Below are 20,010 nucleotides of genomic sequence, written 5' to 3' on the forward strand. Positions count from 1 at the left end.
TACTCCATCAGCCGATGGATGCAAGACCGGGGAACCACTCAATCAACCAGTAAGACAGGGTCTGCATCGATCCGGTGAGGAACATGATGCCTGTGATGACGAGAAGGAGCCCCATGATCTTCTCGACGAGCGGCATGTGCCGGCGGAAGGAGCGGAAGAAGCCGAGGAAGCTGTCGAGGCTGAAGGCGGCAATGAGGAAGGGAATGCCAAGCCCGAGGGAATAGATGGCGAGCAGGCTCATGCCCTTGCTGACGCTGTCGGTCGAACCTGCGATCGAAAGAATGGCGGCGAGAACCGGCCCGATGCAGGGCGTCCAGCCGAAGGCGAAGGCAAGGCCGATGCCATAGGCGCCGATCAGCGTCACCCCTTCGGCCTCGTGATGGTAGCGCTTTTCCTGGGCCAGGAAGCCAAGCCGGAAGAGGCCCAGGAAGTTGAGCCCCATGATGATGATGGCGGCCCCGGCCAGTTGGGTGAGGAGGGGAAGATACTGGCGGAGCAGTTGCCCCGCGGCGGATGCCGTGGCGCCGAGCAGCACGAAGACGGTGGTGAAGCCGAGCACGAAGCAGAGGGCGGCCAGCATCACCCGCATGCGGTGATGGGTCTTTACCTTCACCTCTTCGCCCGCGAGGTCGTCGAGCGAGACGCCGCTGATGTAGCAGAGATAGGGCGGCACCAGGGGCAGCACGCAGGGGCTCAGGAAGCTGAGCGCGCCTGCGAGGAGTGCGGCACCGACCGAAACATTGAGATCCATCGTCACGAGTCCTTGCGTGCGCTCTGTGGCAGGGGAGAGGCCGTTCCGCAAGCGCCCCGGCCGCGCACCCCGCTCACGATTGGGTGTGAAGGTGGTGCTTGACGGGGGAAGATGATATGTTATGTTATAACGTATCTGATGGAGTGTTCTGATGTCCCTGTGCCGTTCCGTGACCCGTGTTGCCTTCGCCACTGCTCTTTGCGGCCTCTTGGCGTTGCCGGCCGCCGCGGCCCCCAAGGTAATCGCCTCCATCGTGCCGCTGCATTCGCTCGTCTCATCGGTCATGGATGGCGTGGGCGAGCCGGAGCTTCTGCTCCGCGGCCAGAACAGCGAACATCAGGCCAGCTATTCGCCCGCACAGATCGAGCAATTGGGCAAGGCCGACATCGTCTTCATCATGGGTGAGGGACTTGAACTCAAGCTCACCGAACTGAGCGGCAGCGAGGCGGTGAACGGCCGCACCTTCGTGCAGATGAGCAGTGCGCCCGGCCTCATGAAGCTTCCCATCCGCGAGGGCGGCACCTTCGAGAAGGACGAGGACGCGGGCGAAAACTTTGCCAGCGGCACGGCCTCCTTCGACCCGCATCTCTGGCTTGATCCGCAAAACGCCAAGGCCATGGCCGCGCTCATTGCCGATACGCTTGAGAAGGCCGATCCGGACAATGCATCGCGCTATGCCGCGAACGAGGCCGCGCTGGTGAAGGAGCTTGATGGCGTCACTGCGGAGATCGCCGCCGATGTGGCGCCTGTGAAGGACAAGTCCTTCGTCGTCTTCCACGATGCCTACCAGTATTTCGAGAAGCGCTTCGGCCTGAGGGCATCGGGCAGCATTTCCGATTTTGCCGCAACCGAGCCTTCGGCCGAGCGCCTGAAGGAGGTGCGCGACAAGGTGAAGTCGGCCAATGCCGCATGCGCTTTCCGGGAACCGCAGTTTTCTGACAAAGCTGTAATGGTCGTGATCGAGGGAACGGGCGCCAGGGAAGGCGTGCTCGATCCCATCGGGGCCTCACTTGAGCCCGGAAAACAGGCTTATTCCGCGCTTTTGCGCAATATTGCCCAGAACCTGAAGAGCTGCCTCTCGCCTTGATTCTTCTTCACTTTGCTGCCGTATTCCCGGATCATTGGTCTCCTCAGATTCGGGACCAAGGATGTGATGATACGGCGTTTTTTCGGAGTCATTCTGGTGCTGTGCGTGGGCGCTTCTGCAGCGTCGGCGCACCCACATGTCTGGGCTGACATCCGCACCAGCATCATGACCAGCCCCGACGGCATGATCACCGGCGTCCGCATGGAGTGGACCTTCGATGAAGGCTACACGACCTTTGCCCTTGATGGCCTCGACACCAATGGCGACGGCACCTACGAGCCCGACGAGATCAAGCCGCTCACCGACGAGAACATCGCCAACCTTGCCGAGTCCGATTACTTCGGCTTCATGCGCCAGAACGAGCGCGTGCTGAAGCACGGCAAGGTGACGGACTACACCCAGATCTACGAGAACAACAGGCTGACGCTTGCCTTCGTCTTTCCGCTCGAGACACCGGTTGATCCGCGCAAGGGCGTGTTCGACTACAAGGTCTATGATCCCGACTACTTCATCGACTTCGGTTACGTGAAGGATGATCCCGTCGAGCTGGAAGGCACGCTTCCCGCAGGATGTTCCTGGGAACTGAAGCCGATGATGACCGACGAGGAGCTTGAGGCGAAGCGCAACTTCCTCGCCCAGCAGCCCGTCGACTGGGTGAACCAGACAGGCGAGGATTTCGGCTCGCTCTTTGCCCGGCCCGTGGTGGTCACATGCAAGTCGTGATCCGGCTTCTGTTGCTGATGCTGCTGGCTTTCTCCGGCCTTTCCGCACCGGTGCTGGCGCAGACGACGGACGTTCAGCCCCAGGCAAGCGAAGCGCCCAAGCCCAAGGTGGTGATCGACAAGCGCAAGCTGCTCGTGCCGCCGAAGAATCCCGACGGCTCGTTCATGGAGACGCCCTTCACCGAGGATCCGGTGCGCTGGGCCCGCGACAAGCAGATGAACTTCTATGCAAAGCTCTCGGGTGCGCTGAAAGGCATCGCCACAGGCTCGCCGCTCAAGGCCGGCTGGACGCTCGTGGCCATCAGTTTCCTTTACGGTGTCTTCCATGCGGCAGGCCCCGGCCACGGCAAGGCGGTGATCTCGGGCTGGCTGCTCGCAACGCGAAACGATCTCCGCCGCGGCATCATCATTGCCGCCATGAGTTCCTTCTTCCAGGCCCTGACCGCGATCGTGATCGTGAGTGGGCTGCTGTTGTTCGTCAGCAGTGCCGCCAGTCTGGCGAAGGATGTGGCGGGCTTTCTGGAAAGCGCCAGCTATCTGATGATCGCCGGTGTCGGCCTCTATCTGATGTGGACAGCCTTCGCCGCCGCGCGGGCGTCATTTGCCACAGGGCCGCTTGCGCCTGCACCTGTGCCTGTCGCAGCGGCGCCGGCGGGAATGCCGGCCGGCGTCATGACCCGCGTGCACGAGGGCTTCACCTTCGCGCCCGTGACACCGCGCGAGCCGCTTCCCGCCGATCATGTCCATGGCCCCGACTGCGGCTGCGGCCATGCCCATCTCCCGGATGCCGCTGAGGTGCGCGGCGACTGGTCGTGGAGCAAGGCCTTCACGCTCGCGCTCGCCATCGGTCTCCGGCCCTGTTCCGGCGCCCTGCTGATGCTGATGTTCGCCTGGGGCATCGGTGTCTTCTGGGCCGGCATTCTCTCGGCGCTGGCCATGGGGGTCGGCGTCTTCATCACCATCTCGGTGATTGCGGCCCTTGCCGTCTTTGCCAAGTCGGCGGCGGTCCGCTATGCGCGGCTTGGAAACCGGACGGTGGAACGGATCGTAGTAGCTGTGCGTTTGGCTGTGGGACTCGCGATTGCGGGTCTGGGCGGGCTCCTCTTCTGGGCTTCGCTGGGCAGCGTCAACATGATGATGTGATCGGAAGGATTGATGCGAAATTATCTGGTGCTCGCCGCCTTTGTGGTGGGCTGTCTTGCCATTGGCTCGCTGGGTGGCTTCGTCACCATGAAGCCGGTTCTGGAATGGTATCCCACGCTCGCGAAGCCCACGTGGACGCCGCCGTCCTGGGTCTTCGGGCCGGTGTGGACGGTGCTCTACATCATGATGGCGGTGGCGGCGTGGCTCGTCTGGCGCAGCGGCAATGCGAAGACGGCGCTTGTCCTGTTCTTCGCACAGCTTGCCCTCAATCTCGCCTGGTCGTTCCTGTTCTTCGGGGCGCGCTCGCCGGGGCTCGGCCTCATCGACATCGTGCCGCTCTGGCTTGCCGTGGCGGCGACGATCTTCGCCTTCTCCTTCCACAGCCGCGTGGCGGCCTTCCTGATGGTGCCGTACCTCGCGTGGGTGAGTTTCGCGACGGCGCTCAACGCGGCGATCTACATGATGAATTGAGTGCACAAGCAAAAGCCCCGCTCTCGCGGGGCTTTGATCTTCGCCATGGCGCAGCTTGCACTCGCCGCTTGCCATGGCGGCCCCTGGTGGGGTCTTAGACGTGGATCGCTTTCACGAGAGCCACTTACGTTCTTGATGTATGATTTACGAGGCCTGCTTTTTGTGTGTTGTCTCTTGCGTAGCTGCAGCTTCGCTTTTCAGCAAATGAGGGAAGTCCAGGAGCTTTCCTCGATTGCATTTGGTTCCATCGTGAATCCTTAAATTCCCCCGTTAAGAATCAATGCACAGGCTCTGTCTTGACTCTTATGTGCGCATATGAAAGAACAAATACAGAACACTCTGGAACCCTGTCATGCGTACCAACCCGATGCCTCCTCGGGCGGCGGTGGCGTCTGCACGTCTGCACGCCGTCCCTTCCGCCCCGTCCGCGACCCCGCCCACCGCGCCCGCCCTTGCCAGGGTGCCGCCGGAGCGGGCGGAGGCGCGCGCCCTCATTGCCCGCCTGCGGGAGCATCTCGCCCGCCGGGCGGGGGAGGGGGAGGATCCGGCTCCTCACCTTCCGTCCTCGCGTTCGCGCCGCCGGGCCGAGGCGCATCCCTGGACCCTGGGCCTGCCGGAGGTCGACCGCTTCCTGCCGGCCGAGGGGCTGGCGGCGTCCGGCCTCCATGATGTGGCGCCCGAGGCCTATGGTGACTTCCCCGCCGCCTGTGGCTTTGCCCTGGCGCTGGCGGTGCGGCGCCTGGGGGATTCGCGGGAGCGCCGTCCAGTACTCTGGTGTCGGCTCGAAACAGAGCAGCGGGAGTATGGATCCTGTTTCGGTCACGGCATTGCCGGGCTGGGTCTGCCGCGGGCCCGCTTCCTCACCCTCAGCCTGCGTCAGCCCATGGCCCTGCTGTGGACCTTTGAAGAGGCACTGAAATCCGGCTGTTTGTCAGTCGTTCTGGCGGATGTTGCGGTGCAATATGCAGATCTCACGGCCACCCGCCGGCTGTCGCTCGCCGGTCAGGTGGGAAAGAGCTCCGGCATTGCTGTGTTGACTCGAAACTATCCTGGATCGACCGCCAGCGTCAGCCGATGGTGCGTTGCAGCATCGCGTTCGATGCCACTCCCTGCGGCGCCGGATTCCCGCGCCCCCGGCCCGCCCGCCTGGGCCGTCTCCCTCACCCGCATCCGGGGCGGCCGCCCCGGGTCATGGCTGCTCAACTGGCAAAAGGATCATGCGTCGTCTCGTTTCACTCTGGTTCCCGGCTTTTCCGGTGGAGCGCTTCATCCGGGCGCGGCGGAAGAAGCGGGCGCCCGTGCCCCCGCCCAGCCTTCCCTTCGCGCTGGTTGAGCGGGGGGCCAAGGGCCTGCGCCTCGCTGCCGTGAATGCCGCGGCGCGGGAGTTCGGACTCATGCGCGGGCAGCGGCTGGCGGATGCGCGCGCCGCCGTGCCGGACCTGCTGAGCGAGGCCCACGAGCCGGAGCAGGACACCGCGAGCCTGCTCGGCCTCTGCCGCTGGATGGAGCGCTACAGCCCCTGGGTCGCCCCCGACCTGCCGGACGGAATCCTGATGGAGGTGACGGGCATCCCGCATCTCTTCGGCGGCGAGGCCGCCATGATGGCGGGGATGAAGGCACGGCTTGCCGGCTACGGCTTCACCGCCCGCATGGCCTGTGCCGGAACGATCGGTGCCGCCTGGGCGCTGGCCCGCTATGGCAGTGAAGGGAGCAGCGAAGACCTGCAGGGTCTTCCCGTCGAGGCGCTGCGCATCGATGCCGACGCCGCCCGCACCCTGCGACGGCTGGGCCTCAAGACCATCGGCGCCCTCACCGGCCTGCCGCGGGCCAGCCTCGCACGGCGGTTCCGCGGCGAGAGCATTCATGAAAACGTGCTGCTGCGGCTAGATGAGTTGCTGGGCCAGCGGGCCGAGCCACTGAACGCCATCAACCCCGCCACCTCGGTCATGGCCCATCGCGGCTTCATGGAGCCGGTGATCACCCACGAAGGTCTGGTGAGCATGCTCCGGCTCCTCACCGGCGAGGTGGCCCGCGCCCTCGAGATCAAGGGGGAAGGGGCGCTCCGCCTCATCCTCAAGCTCTTTCGCAGCGATGGCGGGCGGGTGCAGGTGCCGGTCGGGCTCACCGCGCCATCGCATGATGCAGGCCATCTTTTTCGTCTCCTCTCGCCACGTCTGGAAACGCTGGATGCGGGCTTCGGCATCGATGCCATGACCCTCGAGGTGCGCGAGGCGGGCTCCGCCGTGGCGCGGCAGCACGGCTTCATGGAAGACGACACCAGCACCTCGCTGGCGCAGCTGAACGACCGGGTGATGAGCCGCCAGGAGCAGAGCCTGATGCAGCTCTCCGCTGTCGAAAGCCATATCCCCGAACGTTCGGAGGAGGCCCGTGCCCTCGGCGATCCGCGCCCTGCCGTGCTCACCGGGCAGCGTCCCGTCACCGAGCGCCCGCTGATGATCTTCACGCCGCCGCAGCCGGCCAGCGTCATCGCCGCCGTGCCCGATGGCCCGCCCATGTCGCTCACCTGGCGGCGGGTGACGCGGCGCATCCTGCGCCATGCCGGCCCCGAACGCATCGCGCCCGAATGGTGGCGGGGCGAGACGGGGGTGCGCCCGCGCGACTACTACATGGTGGAGGATGACCGCGGCCGCCGCTACTGGATCTTCCGCGAAGGCCTCTACGGCGAGGAGGGCGGCCCACCGCCCAAATGGTTCGTACACGGACTATCGGCCTGAGAGCGCAGATCATGACCCGTTACGCCGAGCTCTCCTGCGCCAGCAATTTCTCCTTCCTCAACGGCGCCTCCCATGCCGAGGAACTTGTGCTGCAGGCCAAGCACCTGGGGCTTGAAGCGCTCGCCGTCACCGACATCAACACCTTTGCGGGCGTGGTGCGGGCCCATGGCGCGGCCAAGGATTCGGGCCTCCGCTTCATCGTCGGCGTGCGGCTCGAAATGGATGGGCTGTCGCTCTTGGCCTGGCCCACGGACCGCAAGGCCTATGGCCGCCTCTGCCGCCTGCTTTCGCTCGGCCAGCAGCGGGCGGAGAAGGGCAAGTGCATCATCTCGCTCGATGACGTGGCGGAATTTTCCGAAGGCACGATCTTCGCCCTGCCGGAGGAACATGCCGCCAGGCTTCACATGCTGAAGGGCCGCCTCGAACGCCTTTATCTCGCGCTCTCCTTCCGCTTCGATGGCCGCGACCGCATCCGGATGCTTGAGAGCGCGGCAATGGCGCGCGAGCAGGGCGTGCCGCTTCTGGCCGTCAACAACGTGCTCTATCACCATCCCGCCCGCCGCCCCCTGCAGGACGTCATCACCTGCATCCGCGAGAAGGTAACGCTCGCAGACGCAGGCTTCCGCCTGCAGGCCAATGCCGAGCGCCACATCAAAACGCCAGACGAGATGGCCCGGCTTTTCCGGGATTATCCGCAGGCCATCGCCAACACGATCGTGATTGCCGGGGCCTGCACCTTCTCGCTCGATGAACTGCGCTACGAATATCCGGAAGAGCCGGTGCCCAAGGGCTATGACCCGCAGGCCTATCTCGAACGCCTCGCCTGGGAAGGCGCGAAGGAGCGCTACCCTGAAGGCATTCCCCGCAAGATCGGCGACAACATCCGCAAGGAACTGGCGCTCATCCAGAAGCTCGACTACGCGCCCTATTTCCTCACCGTCTATGACATCGTGCGCTTCGCCCGCAGCCTCGATCCGCCCATCCTCTGCCAGGGCCGGGGCTCGGCGGCCAATTCCACCGTCTGCTACTGCATCGGCATCACTGCGGTTGATCCCAACCAGATCGATCTCCTCTTCGAGCGCTTCATCTCGGAGGAGCGCAAGGAGCCGCCCGACATCGACGTGGACTTCGAGCACGAGCGCCGTGAGGAGGTAATCCAGTATCTCTACCGCCGCTATGGCCGCGACCGCGCCGGGCTGGCCGCCACGGTGATCACCTATCGTGGCCGCTCCGCCATGCGCGAGGTGGGCAAGGTCATGGGCCTCTCGGAAGACGTGACCGGGGCGCTCGCCGGAAGTGTCTGGGGCATGATGGCGGAGGAACTGCAGGAGAAGCGCCTGCGGGAGATCGGCCTCGATCCGGATGATCCGCATCTCACCCGCGTCCTCGAACTCGCCACCGAGATCGCCGGCTTCCCGCGCCATCTCTCGCAGCATGTGGGCGGCTTCATCCTCACCCGCGAGCGGCTGGATGAAACCGTGCCCATCGGCAATGCGGCGATGGAAGACCGCACCTTCATCGAATGGGACAAGGACGACATCGATACGCTGGGCATGCTGAAGGTGGATGTGCTGGCGCTCGGCATGCTCACCTGCATCCGCAAGAGCTTTGATCTCATCGAGGCGTGGTACGAGCGGCGCTTCACGCTCGCCACCGTGCCGCGCGAGGATGCGGCAGTCTACGACATGCTGTGCAAGGCGGATTCGATCGGCGTCTTCCAGGTGGAATCCCGCGCCCAGATGAACATGCTGCCGCGCCTCAAGCCGCGCCGCTTCTATGATCTGGTGATCGAGGTGGCGATCGTCCGCCCCGGTCCTATCCAGGGCGACATGGTGCATCCCTATCTCCGCCGCCGTGACGGGCTGGAGGCGGAGGATTATCCCGCTCCGCATCCGGACTTCGGACCGCCTGACGAATTGCGCCAGGTGCTGGGCCGCACCAAGGGCGTGCCGCTGTTCCAGGAACAGGCGATGAAGCTTGCCATGGTGGCGGCGGAATTCACGCCCGCCGAGTCGAACGAGTTGCGGAAGGCGCTCGCCACCTTCCGCCGCCGCGGCACCATCGGCAGGCTGGAACAGAAGATGGTGAGCCGCATGGTGGAGCGCGGCTATGACGCCGACTTCGCGCTGCGCTGCTTCAACCAGATCAAGGGCTTTGGCGAATACGGCTTTCCCGAAAGCCATGCCGCGAGCTTTGCCCATCTGGTCTACGTCTCGGCCTGGCTCAAGTGCCACTATCCGGCGGTGTTTGCCTGCGCGCTCCTCAACTCGCAGCCCATGGGCTTTTATGCGCCGGCCCAGATCGTGCGCGATGCGCGCGAGCACGGGGTACAGGTGCTGCCCGTCGATGTCTCCTTCTCGCAGTGGGATTCGGTGCTGGAGGAGCGCCAAGGGCAGCCTGCGGTGCGGCTCGGCTTCCGCGAGGTCGATGGCCTGCGCGAGTCGGATATGGCGATCCTCGCGCAGCGGCGGCTCGTCACGGCGGATGAGCATTTTCGCGCCTTGCCCGTGCCGGCGCTGGAGAAGCTTGCCGCCGCCGACTGCTTCCGCTCGCTCGGTCTCGACCGCCGCCAGGCGCTGTGGGAGGTGACGGCGCTCGCCAAGACGAAGGCGCTGCCGCTCTTTGCCTTCGCCGATGAGCGCGAGCATGGCCGCGAACCGCCGGTGAAGCTGCCGGAGATGCCGCTCTCCGAGCATGTGGTGAACGACTACCAGACGGTGAAGCTTTCGCTGAAGGCGCATCCCATGTCCTTCCTCCGGGCGCGTTGTGCGGCGGAGAAGGTGACTGACAATGGCGCGCTCAAGGCCTTGCGCAACGGACGCGCCGTAACGGTGGCGGGCGTGGTGCTGGTGCGGCAGCGGCCGGGTTCGGCCAAGGGCGTCGTCTTCCTCACGCTCGAGGACGAGTTCTCGGTCTGCAACGTGGTGATCTGGCCTGATGTGCTGGAGGCGCACCGTTCAACCGTGATGGGCGCGCGCCTGATGGTGATCCGGGGGCGGGTGCAGCGGGCGGGTGACATCATCCACGTGGTCGCCAGCCGCATCGAGGACAAGACCTTCTGGCTCTCGACGCTGGCGGAAGACGGCCTCACCATGCGGGGCACGCTCGCCCGCGCCGACGAGGTGAAGCGCCCCGGCCCCGATCCTGCCATGTACCAGCAAAGCTCCACCCGCCACCCCCGCAACATCCGCGTGCTGCCGAAAAGCCGGGATTTTCATTGAGGGGGCACGCGCAGGTCTTTCTATGACCGTCATTCCGGACGCGCGCCTTGATCGAGCGACAGCGAGATGTCGCGCGCGAGCCGGAATCCAGCTTTGGACGATCACATTCCTAGAAGAAGCTGGGCCCCCGCCTTCGCGGGGGTGACGGCATAAAAAGAGCCACGTCCCCCAATCCCCGTCATTCCGGACGCGCGCCTTGATCGAGCGATAGCGAGATGTCGCGCGCGAGCCGGAATCCAGCTTTGGACGATCACATTCCCAAAAGAAGAAGCTGGGCCCCCGCCTCAGAGGGGGTGACGCCATTGGAAAATTCCGCCTTGGTTCCTACGCCACGCGGCCGACGTAGTGCGTTTCGCCGCGGGAGCGGGCGTGGGCGCGGACGGCATCGCCGAAGGCCGAAAACAACTTAACCGAATCCGGGTTCTGCGCCGCCTTGAACTCAGGGTGCCATTGCGTGCCGAAGGCGAAGGCCTTGGCGCCCTTCACCGAGACGGCCTCGATGATGCCGTCGGGCGCAGTTGCTTCCACCGTCAAGCCCTCGCCCAGGCGCTTGATGCCTTGGCGGTGGATGGTGTTGACCATCGTCTCGCTCTTGCCAAGCACGCGGTGCAGGAAGCCGTTGGGCGTGATGGCAACGGAATGGCGGGGCGCATAGCGCACGTCCACGTCATCCGACTTCGGCGCGCGATGGTCGAGGCGGCCTTCGCCGCGCTGCAGTTCCGTTTCGAGCGAGCCGCCCATGGCGACGTTCAGCTCCTGGAAGCCGCGGCAGATGCAGAAGAGCGGCATGCCGCGCGCGATCACGGCGCGGATCAGCTGCAGCGTCGTGGCATCGCGACGGTGGTCATAGGGCTCGTGGTCGGCGGTCGGGTCTTCGCCATAGTGCGGCGGATGCACGTTGGAGACGGCCCCCGTCATCAGCAGCCCGTCGAAATGGGCGAGCATGCCGTCCAAGTTGGCGTGATCGAGTTGCGACGGGATCATCACGGCATCGACATCGGCCACATCCGTCAGTGCACGGACATATTTGTCGCCGAGCGAATGGAAGAGGAAACCGTCTTTTTCATAGGTGTCGGCGGGAAGGCCGACGAGCGGGCGGGATTTGACCATGATCTCCACAAGAGCTGTTGGGGTTCAGTCCGTTCACGCGAACACGAGGCGCCATAATAGCCCCGCTGCCGCGGCCAAGGCCAGCGTTTTGGGAATACCCAGCTTCAGCCAGAGCAGGGCAGCGGCGGCTGCCGCGGCCAGGATCAGCGCCGCCGCATCGAAGGTGGAAAGCTTGGGCCACCACACCGGGATGGGGCCGGGTAGGCGGCTCGCCTCGGCAAAGATGACGTGGAAACCGAACCACAGGCTGAGGTTCAGGATCACCCCCACCACGGCGGCGGATATGCGGTGCAGGGCCGTGGCCAGCCGCGGGCGCGACTGCAGGTAGCTGATCCAGGGGGCACCGGCGAAGATCCAGAGGAAACAGGGGGCAAAGGTGGTCCAGAGGAAAACGAGGCTCGCCACCCCGCCCATCAGCATCCCGTCGGATTTGGCTGCCGCCGTGAAGCCCACGAACTGCCCCACCAGAATGAGCGGACCCGGCGTGGTCTCGGCCAGCGCCAGGGCATCCATCATCTCGCGCGTGGTGAGCCAGTGCATCTGTTCCACCACGGTCTGGCCAAGCGAGGTCAGCACCGCATAGGCGCCGCCGAAGGTGACGACGGCAAGGAGCGAGAACATCCGGCCCAGCTGCGAGAGAATGTCGTCGGGGCCGCATGCCAGATGGAGCAGCGCCAGCGGCACGAGCCAGATCGCGAGCCACACACCGATGGTGCGCAGCGTTGCTGCAAGCGACGGGCGGGTAACATTGTCTGCGCTGCCGCTGGCCGCGCCACCCTGCAGGTAGCCCACGATCGCCGCCACGGCAATGACCAGGGGAAAGGGTAGGGCGAAGACGAAGAGCGCCAGAAAGGCAATCGCCGCCGTCAGCCAATCGGCAGTGCTGTGCAGCGCGCGGCGTGCCACCTTCACCAGCGCCTCCAGTACGATCGCCAGCACCGCGGCCTTCAGGCCCCAGAACATGGCGGTGATGACCGGCACGTTGCCGAGGAGATGATAGAGCACCGAGAGCGCGAGGATTACTGCCGCGCCCGGGAGCACAAAGAGCAGGCCTGCGATCAGACCGCCCGCAACGCCGCCCCGTTTCCAGCCGGAATAGGTGGCAAGCTGCATCGCCTCCGGGCCCGGCAGCAGCATGCAGAAATTGAGGGCGGCGAGAAATTCCTTTTCGGACAGCCACTGCCGCTCTTCCACCAGTTCCTTGTGGAGAAGCGCGATCTGTCCGGCGGGTCCGCCGAAGGAGAGAAGTCCGATCCGCAAGAAGACTGCGAAAAGCTCTTTCACTTTTTCGTCTGGCGGGCGACGTGGTGGAGCACGTGCATGGCCACGCGGCCCGCAGTGAGTGCTGCGGTTCCGGTGAGGTCCTTCTTGGCCACGAATTCCACCATGGCGAAACCGCCGATGCGCGCCTTGGCGGCAATGCCGGCGATCAGGCTCGTCAATTGCAGGAAGGTCATGCCGCCGGGCGAGGGGTAGGCCACCGCCGGCATCACGGAGGAATCGAGCACGTCGAGATCGAGGCTGATGACGCAGGTCGATTCCGGTTCGATGTGGCGGAGCACGCTGTCGATCCCTTCGCGGTGGAAGACCGTGCCCGGCACGATGCGCGCACCCCAGCCGATTGCCGTATCGACTTCACCCTGCCTTGCGCTGCCGATGCCGCGCGCACCCGCCTGCACGATGCGCCAGACGTGGGACATTTCGGAGGCGCGCCTCATGGTGGAGGAAAAGCCCATGGGCTCGCCTTCGCGCTCCTCGCGCCAGTCGATGTGGGCATCGATCTGCACGATGGTGATGGGCGGGCCGCCGGCAAATCCGGCGAGGAAGGGAATGGGCACGCTGTCATCGCCGCCGATCATGATCGGCACGGCTCCTGCATCGAGGATCGCCTTGGTGCAGCTCTCGATCTTGCGGCGGTTGCCCTTGCCGTCCTTCGGACTCGTCTGAAGATTGCCGAGATCGACGGCGGTGAAGCCTTCGTCGGGCAGCACGCGGCTGCCGAAATCGAAATCCCAGTGATCGATCCACAGCGCGTCGCCCTTCAGCGCTTCGCGGATGGCATCGTTCGATCCGGCATGCGGGCGGTTGTCGATGGTCTTGTAGGGCGTGCCGTGGGGCGCACCGAAGAAGGCCACTTGCGCGCCCTCCGGCGACTTGGCGAAGGCGGTGCCCATCATGGCGGGCCCACGCCGCACCGCCGCGATGGCGTTCGCACTGCGCGCGGCTTTCCTGGAAGGTGACTTTTTCGCCGGGTTCTTTTTCGCGGGAGGTTTCTTTGCCATGGGCAAAGTGTGCCGCAGAATCACCTGTCAGGCAACGTTCTGCACATGGGTGAAATCATGCGGCGCGAAGGGCGCCTTCCAGTTCACGCGCTCGGCGGGAAGAATGAGCCTGGCCTCGGTGCCGGCACCCGCAAGGCTCACCAGCTTCACCTCGCCGCCGTGCAACCGCAGTATGCCGCGGGCAAGGTAGAGACCCAGACCCAGTCCGTTGTGCGGGCGGTTCAGACCCTCCTCGATCTGGCGGAAGGGTTCGAAGGCGCGCGCGATCTCCTCAGGCGGCAGGCCCGGACCGCCATCGGTGATGCTGACCACGAGGCCGCCTGCGGCACCCCGCATCATGTTGACGTTGATGATGCCGTCGGCGGGTGAGAAGGCAATGGCGTTGTCGATGACGCAGGCAATGGCCTGGCGCATGCGCCGCAGGTCGGCGGTGCAGGTGATGCCACCGGCGATGCGGGCGACGATGGTGACGCCCTTCTGGGTGGCGCGGCCCTGGTGCTCGCGGCACACGGCTTCGATGATCTCGGCGACGTCACAGGGCTGTTCCGAGAGCGTCATGGCGTTCTGTGCCAGGCGGTTGGCATCAACCACGTCGTTGAGGCGCTGCTGCAGCTGCTGGGCATTCTCGCGGATGGTGGTGGCGAATTCGATGCGCTCGGCCTTGCTGGGCTCCTTCGACTCCGGATCGGCGAGAAGTTCGGCAAAACCGATGATGGCGGTGAGTGGCGTGCGGAATTCATGCGCCGCTGCGGCGAGGATGACCTGCGTCTGCTGCGGCCCGGGGGCGGCGGCAGGCGTCTCGTCTTTCACCTCAGGCAAGCTGGCCTTCGCGGCGGGGGCCTGCTCCTCGCTGGCATGGGCGGCGAGAGCGAGGCTCGCCACCGCCACAAGCGACAGCCACATCCAGTCCGGCAGATGGGTGTTGAGGGTCCAGGCCACGGCCGCGAAGACAAGCCCGCTCATGAGCAGCAGGGTGGCCGCAAGCCATTGCCGCCACTTGCCCCGTTCTGCCTCGGTTCTCACCGCTTTCGCGAGTGTGCCGTTCAGCATGTTGCCCCGTCCCTGCGCCCGTCCGGAGACAGGCGCGAATCACCTGATCATAGCCTGATCGCCGGGGCTGGTGCGGCCCTTGCGCAAACTTCAGGCAGAGGCGGGCAAAAGGCCCCTCCGAAAGCGTTTCCCTCCACCGCGGCTGTGGACTATGGGAGGGGCAATCCGGCCCATCGACCGGGCCGTTCAAGTGAGCATGTCTGACAGTTATCCCCACCTGCCGCCGGGTCATCCGCCCATTCCCTCCCGCAAGACGGGCCTGCTCCTGCTGAACCTCGGCACTCCCGAGGCAACCGACTACTGGTCGATGCGCACCTACCTGAAGGAATTCCTCTCCGACCCGCGCGTGATCGAGGCGAACCGCGTGCTCTGGTGGTTCATCCTGAACGGCATCATCCTCACCACGCGCCCCTTCCGCTCGGGCCATGCCTACGAGCAGATCTGGAATCGCGAGAAGAACGAATCGCCCCTCAAGACCTACACCCGCGGCCAGGCCGAGAAGCTCACGGCGGCTCTCGCCCGCGGCGGCAAGCTGATCGTCGACTGGGCCATGCGCTATGGCCTGCCGCCCGTGGCCGAGCGCCTGCAGGCACTGAAGGACCAGGGCTGTGACCGCGTCGTGCTCTTCCCGCTCTATCCGCAGTATTCCGCCGCCACCACGGCAACCGCCCTCGACAAGGCCTACGAGAAACTGCTCACCATGCGCTGGCAGCCGATGATCCGCGTGGTGCCACCCTACTACGAACACCCCGCCTATATCGCTGCCGTGGCCGAAAGCATCAACGAGCACATGCAGGGCCTGAGCTGGACGCCGGACCGCATCCTTGTCGCCTTCCACGGCCTGCCGCGGGAATATCTCGACAAGGGCGATCCCTACCACTGCCAGTGCCAGAAGTCTGCGCGCCTGCTGCGCAGCAAGCTTGGTCTTTCCGAGGACAAGCTGCAGGTCGTCTTCCAGTCGCGCTTCGGCAAGGCGGAGTGGCTGAAGCCCTATGCCCAGGACACGGTGGAAGAGTTGCCCTCGCAGGGCGTGAAGAAGCTGCTCATCGTCTCGCCGGGCTTTGCCTCCGACTGCGTGGAAACGCTGGAAGAGCTGGCGATCGGCCTCAAGGAAACCTTCACCGAGAAGGGCGGAGAGGAATTTTCCGTTGTCTCCTGCCTGAACGATTCTCCCCGTTCCATTCACATGCTGAAAACCATCGCCGAGGAAGAACTGGCCGGCTGGGTGTAACTCCCTGGCCCCTTCCTTGCGCCGACTCAAGGCGGCCCCCATATAGGGCGGTTGAAGGCCCGGGCCTCAAACCGGTGCCACAGGGGAGTTTTCCATGCCAGAAGGTGCAGGCATTTTCGTCATCATCCTGCTTGCGGTGGTGGTGTTCTATCTCTTGCGGGCCATCCGCATGGTGCCGCAGGGCTTCCACTACACCGTCGAGCGTTTCGGCAAATACGTCCACACGCTGGAGCCGGGCCTCGGCCTCATCGTTCCCTTCATTGACCGCATCGGCCACAAGGTGAACATGATGGAGCGGGTGATGCCCGTGCCGTCGCAGGAGGTGATCACCCGCGACAACGCCATGGTGACGGTGGATGGTGTCGCCTTCTTCCAGGTGCTGAACGCGGCGCGCGCCGCTTACGAAGTGCACGACGTGGAGAATGCCATCGTCAACATGGTGATGACCAACATCCGCACCGTGATGGGCTCGATGGAACTGGACAGCCTGCTGTCGCAGCGTGACCAGATCAACCACGCGCTCCTCGGTGTCGTCGATCAGGCGACCCAGCCCTGGGGTGTGAAGATGACCCGCATCGAGATTAAGGACATCAATCCACCACGCGACCTTGTGGACTCCATGGCCCGCCAGATGAAGGCCGAGCGTGACAAGCGGGCCGCCATCCTCGAAGCAGAGGGCCTGCGCAACGCCGCCATTCTCAAGGCCGAAGGCGAGAAGCAGTCGGTGGTGCTGGAAGCCGAAGGCCGCCGCGAGGCCGCCTTCCGCGAAGCCGAAGCGCGCGAACGCGCTGCCGAAGCCGAAGCCAAGGCCACCACGATGGTGAGCGAGGCCATCGCCAAGGGCAATGTCCAGGCGATCAACTACTTCGTCGCCAACAACTACGTGAAGGCGCTGGAGTCGCTGGCGCGCTCACCCAACCAGAAGGTGCTGATGATGCCGCTCGACACGAGTTCGGTGCTGGGCTCGATCGGCGGCATTGCCGAAATCGCCAAGGAAGCCTTCGGCGGCAGCTCTGCGCCCGAAGCGCCGCGCCGCCCGCCCCGCAGCACGCCCTGATCTGAGAGGACGCCATGGGAGAGATATTCCCCTTCATCGGTGATGTCTGGTTCTGGTTCATCGTCGGCGTGGTGCTGCTCATCGGCGAACTGCTTGCGCCCGGCATCTTCCTGCTCTGGCTCGCCTTTGCGGCGGCACTCACCGGCATTGCCAATGCCTTCTTCCCGCTGGACTGGCAGGGCGAGCTTGCCGTCTTCGCGATCCTCGCGGTGGCGCTGGTCATTGCCTCGTGGCGCTTCGTGCGCGGGCAACACCGTCCGGTGAGCGACCAGCCCGATCTCAACCAGCGCCAGACGGGCTATGTCGGCCGCCGCACCTCGCTGCTGCAGGCGATCAGCAATGGTGCAGGCAAGGTGAAGATCGACGACACGGTGTGGGATGCAACGGGAGAGGACCTGCCGCAGGGCACCGCCGTCATCGTGACGCGGGTCACGGGCACCACGCTGCACGTGGAGAAGGTGAAGTCGGCGGGTTGATCCTCGCTCAGCTATTCGGGCCACCCTCATCCGCCCTTCGGGCACCTTCTCCCGCCAGCGGGAGAAGGCGAAAATTAAGGCCCATTCCCCAACACCGTCATTCCGGACGCGCGCCTTGATCGAGCGGAGCGAGATGTCGCGCGCGAGCCGGAATCCAGCTTTGGGTGAGCGCGCTCGTGAACGAAGGAAGCTGGGCCCCCGCCTTCGCGGGGGTGACGATCAAAGATATATGACCTCACCCCTTCCGGAATCCCCGCTCGCCCAGCACACGGTCCTTGTCGCGGATGCGGGCGGCGGCCTGGATGGGCCAGAGGGCGTAGGCGGCATCGCCGTCATCGAGCACGTGCTGCGCGTGAAGCGGCCAGTTCGGATCATCGAGCGCACCGCGGGCCAGCGCAATGAGATCGGCGTCTCCCGCCTGCAACACCGCCTCTGCCGCATGCGGATCGGTGATGAGGCCCACTGCCGACGTCGCGATCCCCGCCTTGCGGAGTGCGGCCGCCATCGGCACCTGATACTGCGGGCCGGGCTTCACCGAGGTGCCGTCGAAGCCGCCCGTGGTGCAATCGATCACGTCGACGCCGCGCGCCTTCAGTTCGGGCACCAGCGCCACGCTGTCTTCCACCGTCCAGCCGCCCTTGCCGTCGACGACCGAGATGCGCACCCAGAGCGGCTTCTCCGCCGGCCAGTTGGCGCGGGCGGCTTCCGTCACTTCGAGGAGCAGGCGCATGCGGTTCTGGCGGCTGCCGCCATAGGCATCGCCGCGCTTGTTCGAATACTCCGAGAGGAACTGGTTGAGCAGATAGCCGTGTGCGGCGTGCACCTCCGCCACCTCGAAGCCGGCGCGGTGGGCGCGGGCAAAGGCGGCGCCGAAATCATCGACCACCTTGCGGAGGCCTGCCGCATCAAGCGCGATCGGCGTCTGGTATTCGGGTGCATCGGTGTGCGGAACGGCGGAGGGCGCAACCGGCGTCCAGTGTTCGAAGGCCACACTTGCCTTCTCGTCCTCGCGTTCGTCGAAGCCGCGCCGCCAGCCCACCGGCGATGACGCCTTGCGGCCCGCATGGGCAATCTGGATCGCCGGCACCGCGCCATGCTCCTTCAGGAACTTGGCGATGCGGGCGAGGGCCTGTTCCTGTTCGGCGTTCCACAGGCCCACATCGGCATAGGAGATGCGGCCCTCGGGCGAGACGCCGGTGGCCTCCACCATCACGAGACCGAAGCCGCCCAGCGCAAAGCGCCCGAGATGGACGAAGTGCCAGTCATTCACCACGCCGTGGCGGGCGCTGTACTGGCACATGGGCGCCACGACGGTGCGGTTGCGCAGCGTCACCTCACGCTGGCGGAAGGGTGAAAACAGCATCGACATCCGGAAATCCTCTATTGGGCCGCTCAGGCCACCCACTCGCCCTGGCGCATCAGCGCTTCGGCCTTGCCGTCGCGGCCGATGCCGTCCACGTCGAGTTCGCCCGAACCGATCATCCAGTCCACGTGGATGAGCGAGGTGTTCATGCCGGCGGCGAGCTTTTCCTCGGCGGACATGGTGGCCGTATTCTCCATGTTCTGGGAGTAGGCTTGGCCCACGGCGATGTGCGAGGCGGCGTTCTCGTCATAGAGCGTCTCGTTGAAGACGATGCCCGAGGCCGAGATCGGCGAGGAATGGGGCACCAGCGCCACCTCGCCGAGGCGTGCCGCACCTTCATCGGTCTCGATCATCTTGCGGAAGACGTCGTTGCCCTTTTCCGACCAGCCCTCGGTGATGCGGCCTGCCTCGAAGCGGCAGGAGATGCCGTCGATCAGCGAGCCCTGATAGGAGAGCGGCTTGGTCGAGCGCACGATGCCGTCCACGCGCTCGCGGTGCGGCATGGTGAAGACTTCCTCGGACGGGATGTTCGGATTGCAGAGGATACCGTTCCGCGCCATCGAGGCGCCACCCGCCCAGACATGGTTGTCGACGAGGCCGAGGGTGAAGTCGGTGCCCGGTCCCTTGTACTTGAGGGCGGCGTAGCGCTTCGCGTTCAGCATCTTCACCCGGGCGTGGAGTGCTGCGTTGTGCTCGGCCCAGGCCGCTACGGGATCGGGCAGGTCGGCGCGCGTGCACTTGAAGATGGCGTGCCACAGGGCGGCGAGCGCCTGTTCCTCGGGAAGATCGGAGAAGACATTGCGCGCGTGCGACGGCGTTGCCGCCGAGACCACGCACCAGTTGGTGTTGAAGGCGGTGATCTGCTCGATCACCGGCTTGTAGGCGCGGCTGCGGGCACGGTTGGCGCGGGCCACGTGATCGGGATTTTCCTGGGCAAGAAGCGCCGGGTTCTCGCCGATGATGGCAAGGCGCGCGGCAGAGCCGTCCTTGAAGACCTCCGCCATGCCGGCAAAGAGCCAGGCGGGGGCCGTCTCGAAGACATCGGGGTGGCCGTCGCGGAAGCGCATCAGCGAGGTCTGCTCGTCGCTGTAGAGCGTGGTCACCAGCGAGGCGCCGGCCCGGTAGGCATGATGGGTGACGCGGCGGACAAGCTCCACTGCCTCGAGTGGCGCCGTCATGACGAGCTGCTGGCCCTTGCGGATGTTGAGGCCGGCGCGGATGATCAGTTCGGCATATTTGTCGAGAAGGTGGTCGTGGTTCTGGCTCATGATCAGGACTTATTGAGGGGTCGGATTTGCCCGTCCGTTATCG

General features: G+C 65.3%; 17 protein-coding genes. 10 read left to right on the plus strand and 7 right to left on the minus strand.

Annotation, left to right across the window (positions count from 1 at the left end):
• Window positions 1-7 precede the first annotated feature (7 nt).
• Window positions 8-751 carry a cytochrome c biogenesis CcdA family protein gene (locus tag QM801_RS01485; protein WP_415017441.1) on the minus strand — a complete coding sequence of 248 codons (744 nt, stop codon included), beginning with the start codon at window positions 749-751 and terminating at the stop codon, window positions 8-10.
• Between the two features lie 151 nt (window positions 752-902).
• On the opposite strand from QM801_RS01485, the gene QM801_RS01490 reads away from it, so the two are divergent.
• The 7 genes from QM801_RS01490 to QM801_RS01520 all read left to right on the plus strand — a co-directional run bounded on the left by QM801_RS01490 (window position 903) and on the right by QM801_RS01520 (window position 10,130).
• Window positions 903-1,838, plus strand: coding sequence for a zinc ABC transporter substrate-binding protein (locus QM801_RS01490; RefSeq protein ID WP_415017442.1), 936 nt, complete (start codon window positions 903-905; stop codon window positions 1,836-1,838).
• Between the two features lie 66 nt (window positions 1,839-1,904).
• Complete coding sequence (locus QM801_RS01495) at window positions 1,905-2,561, plus strand: DUF1007 family protein (RefSeq protein WP_415017443.1); 657 nt, start codon at window positions 1,905-1,907, stop codon at window positions 2,559-2,561.
• Entirely contained in the window at window positions 2,549-3,703 is a 1,155-nt protein-coding gene (locus QM801_RS01500; RefSeq protein WP_415017444.1) for a nickel/cobalt transporter, read from the plus strand. Before QM801_RS01495 ends, QM801_RS01500 begins: the two co-directional genes overlap by 13 nt.
• 12 nt (window positions 3,704-3,715) lie before the next feature.
• Entirely contained in the window at window positions 3,716-4,174 is a 459-nt protein-coding gene (locus tag QM801_RS01505) for a TspO/MBR family protein (RefSeq protein ID WP_415017445.1), read from the plus strand.
• 352 nt (window positions 4,175-4,526) lie between these two features.
• Window positions 4,527-5,507 (plus strand): ImuA family protein, encoded by a 981-nt coding sequence (locus tag QM801_RS01510; RefSeq protein WP_415017446.1) that lies wholly within the window; start codon window positions 4,527-4,529, stop codon window positions 5,505-5,507.
• Window positions 5,392-6,909 (plus strand): Y-family DNA polymerase, encoded by a 1,518-nt coding sequence (locus QM801_RS01515; RefSeq protein WP_415017447.1) that lies wholly within the window; start codon window positions 5,392-5,394, stop codon window positions 6,907-6,909. The genes QM801_RS01510 and QM801_RS01515 overlap by 116 nt, the downstream gene beginning before the upstream one ends.
• A gap of 11 nt (window positions 6,910-6,920) precedes the next feature.
• Window positions 6,921-10,130 carry an error-prone DNA polymerase gene (locus QM801_RS01520; protein ID WP_415017448.1) on the plus strand — a complete coding sequence of 1,070 codons (3,210 nt, stop codon included), beginning with the start codon at window positions 6,921-6,923 and terminating at the stop codon, window positions 10,128-10,130.
• 324 nt (window positions 10,131-10,454) lie between these two features.
• On the opposite strand, the gene QM801_RS01525 is transcribed toward QM801_RS01520, so the two are convergent.
• The 4 genes from QM801_RS01525 to QM801_RS01540 are packed head-to-tail and all read right to left on the minus strand — an operon-like array spanning window position 10,455 to window position 14,572.
• Window positions 10,455-11,240: a gamma-glutamyl-gamma-aminobutyrate hydrolase family protein gene (locus QM801_RS01525; protein ID WP_415017449.1), complete on the minus strand. Its 786-nt coding sequence runs from the start codon at window positions 11,238-11,240 to the stop codon at window positions 10,455-10,457.
• 33 nt (window positions 11,241-11,273) lie between these two features.
• Window positions 11,274-12,524, minus strand: coding sequence for a chromate efflux transporter (chrA, locus tag QM801_RS01530; RefSeq protein WP_415017450.1), 1,251 nt, complete (start codon window positions 12,522-12,524; stop codon window positions 11,274-11,276).
• Complete coding sequence (locus QM801_RS01535) at window positions 12,521-13,522, minus strand: arginase family protein (protein WP_415017451.1); 1,002 nt, start codon at window positions 13,520-13,522, stop codon at window positions 12,521-12,523. The genes chrA and QM801_RS01535 overlap by 4 nt, the downstream gene beginning before the upstream one ends.
• Window positions 13,523-13,549: 27 nt before the next feature.
• Window positions 13,550-14,572, minus strand: coding sequence for a sensor histidine kinase (locus QM801_RS01540; RefSeq protein WP_415017452.1), 1,023 nt, complete (start codon window positions 14,570-14,572; stop codon window positions 13,550-13,552).
• Between the two features lie 196 nt (window positions 14,573-14,768).
• On the opposite strand from QM801_RS01540, the gene hemH reads away from it, so the two are divergent.
• From hemH to QM801_RS01555, 3 genes are all read left to right on the plus strand, one after another.
• The gene (gene hemH / locus QM801_RS01545) at window positions 14,769-15,803 is read left to right on the plus strand and encodes a ferrochelatase (protein WP_415017453.1); all 1,035 of its coding nucleotides are present in this window, start codon (window positions 14,769-14,771) and stop codon (window positions 15,801-15,803) included.
• Window positions 15,804-15,897: 94 nt separating this feature from the next.
• Window positions 15,898-16,860 (plus strand): SPFH domain-containing protein, encoded by a 963-nt coding sequence (locus QM801_RS01550; protein ID WP_415017454.1) that lies wholly within the window; start codon window positions 15,898-15,900, stop codon window positions 16,858-16,860.
• Between the two features lie 14 nt (window positions 16,861-16,874).
• On the plus strand, window positions 16,875-17,336 hold the full coding sequence (locus tag QM801_RS01555; RefSeq protein ID WP_415017455.1) for an NfeD family protein: 462 nt from the start codon (window positions 16,875-16,877) through the stop codon (window positions 17,334-17,336).
• Between the two features lie 235 nt (window positions 17,337-17,571).
• On the opposite strand, the gene QM801_RS01560 is transcribed toward QM801_RS01555, so the two are convergent.
• Both QM801_RS01560 and QM801_RS01565 read right to left on the minus strand, forming a co-directional pair.
• A complete protein-coding gene (locus QM801_RS01560; protein ID WP_415017456.1) occupies window positions 17,572-18,705 on the minus strand; it encodes an NADH:flavin oxidoreductase/NADH oxidase in 1,134 nt (377 codons plus the stop codon).
• A gap of 23 nt (window positions 18,706-18,728) precedes the next feature.
• A complete protein-coding gene (locus tag QM801_RS01565; protein WP_415017457.1) occupies window positions 18,729-19,967 on the minus strand; it encodes an aminopeptidase in 1,239 nt (412 codons plus the stop codon).
• Window positions 19,968-20,010: the final 43 nt, after the last annotated feature.

Origin of the sequence: Aestuariivirga sp. (assembly GCF_047600585.1) — a bacterium.
Lineage (GTDB): Bacteria > Pseudomonadota > Alphaproteobacteria > Rhizobiales > Aestuariivirgaceae > Aestuariivirga.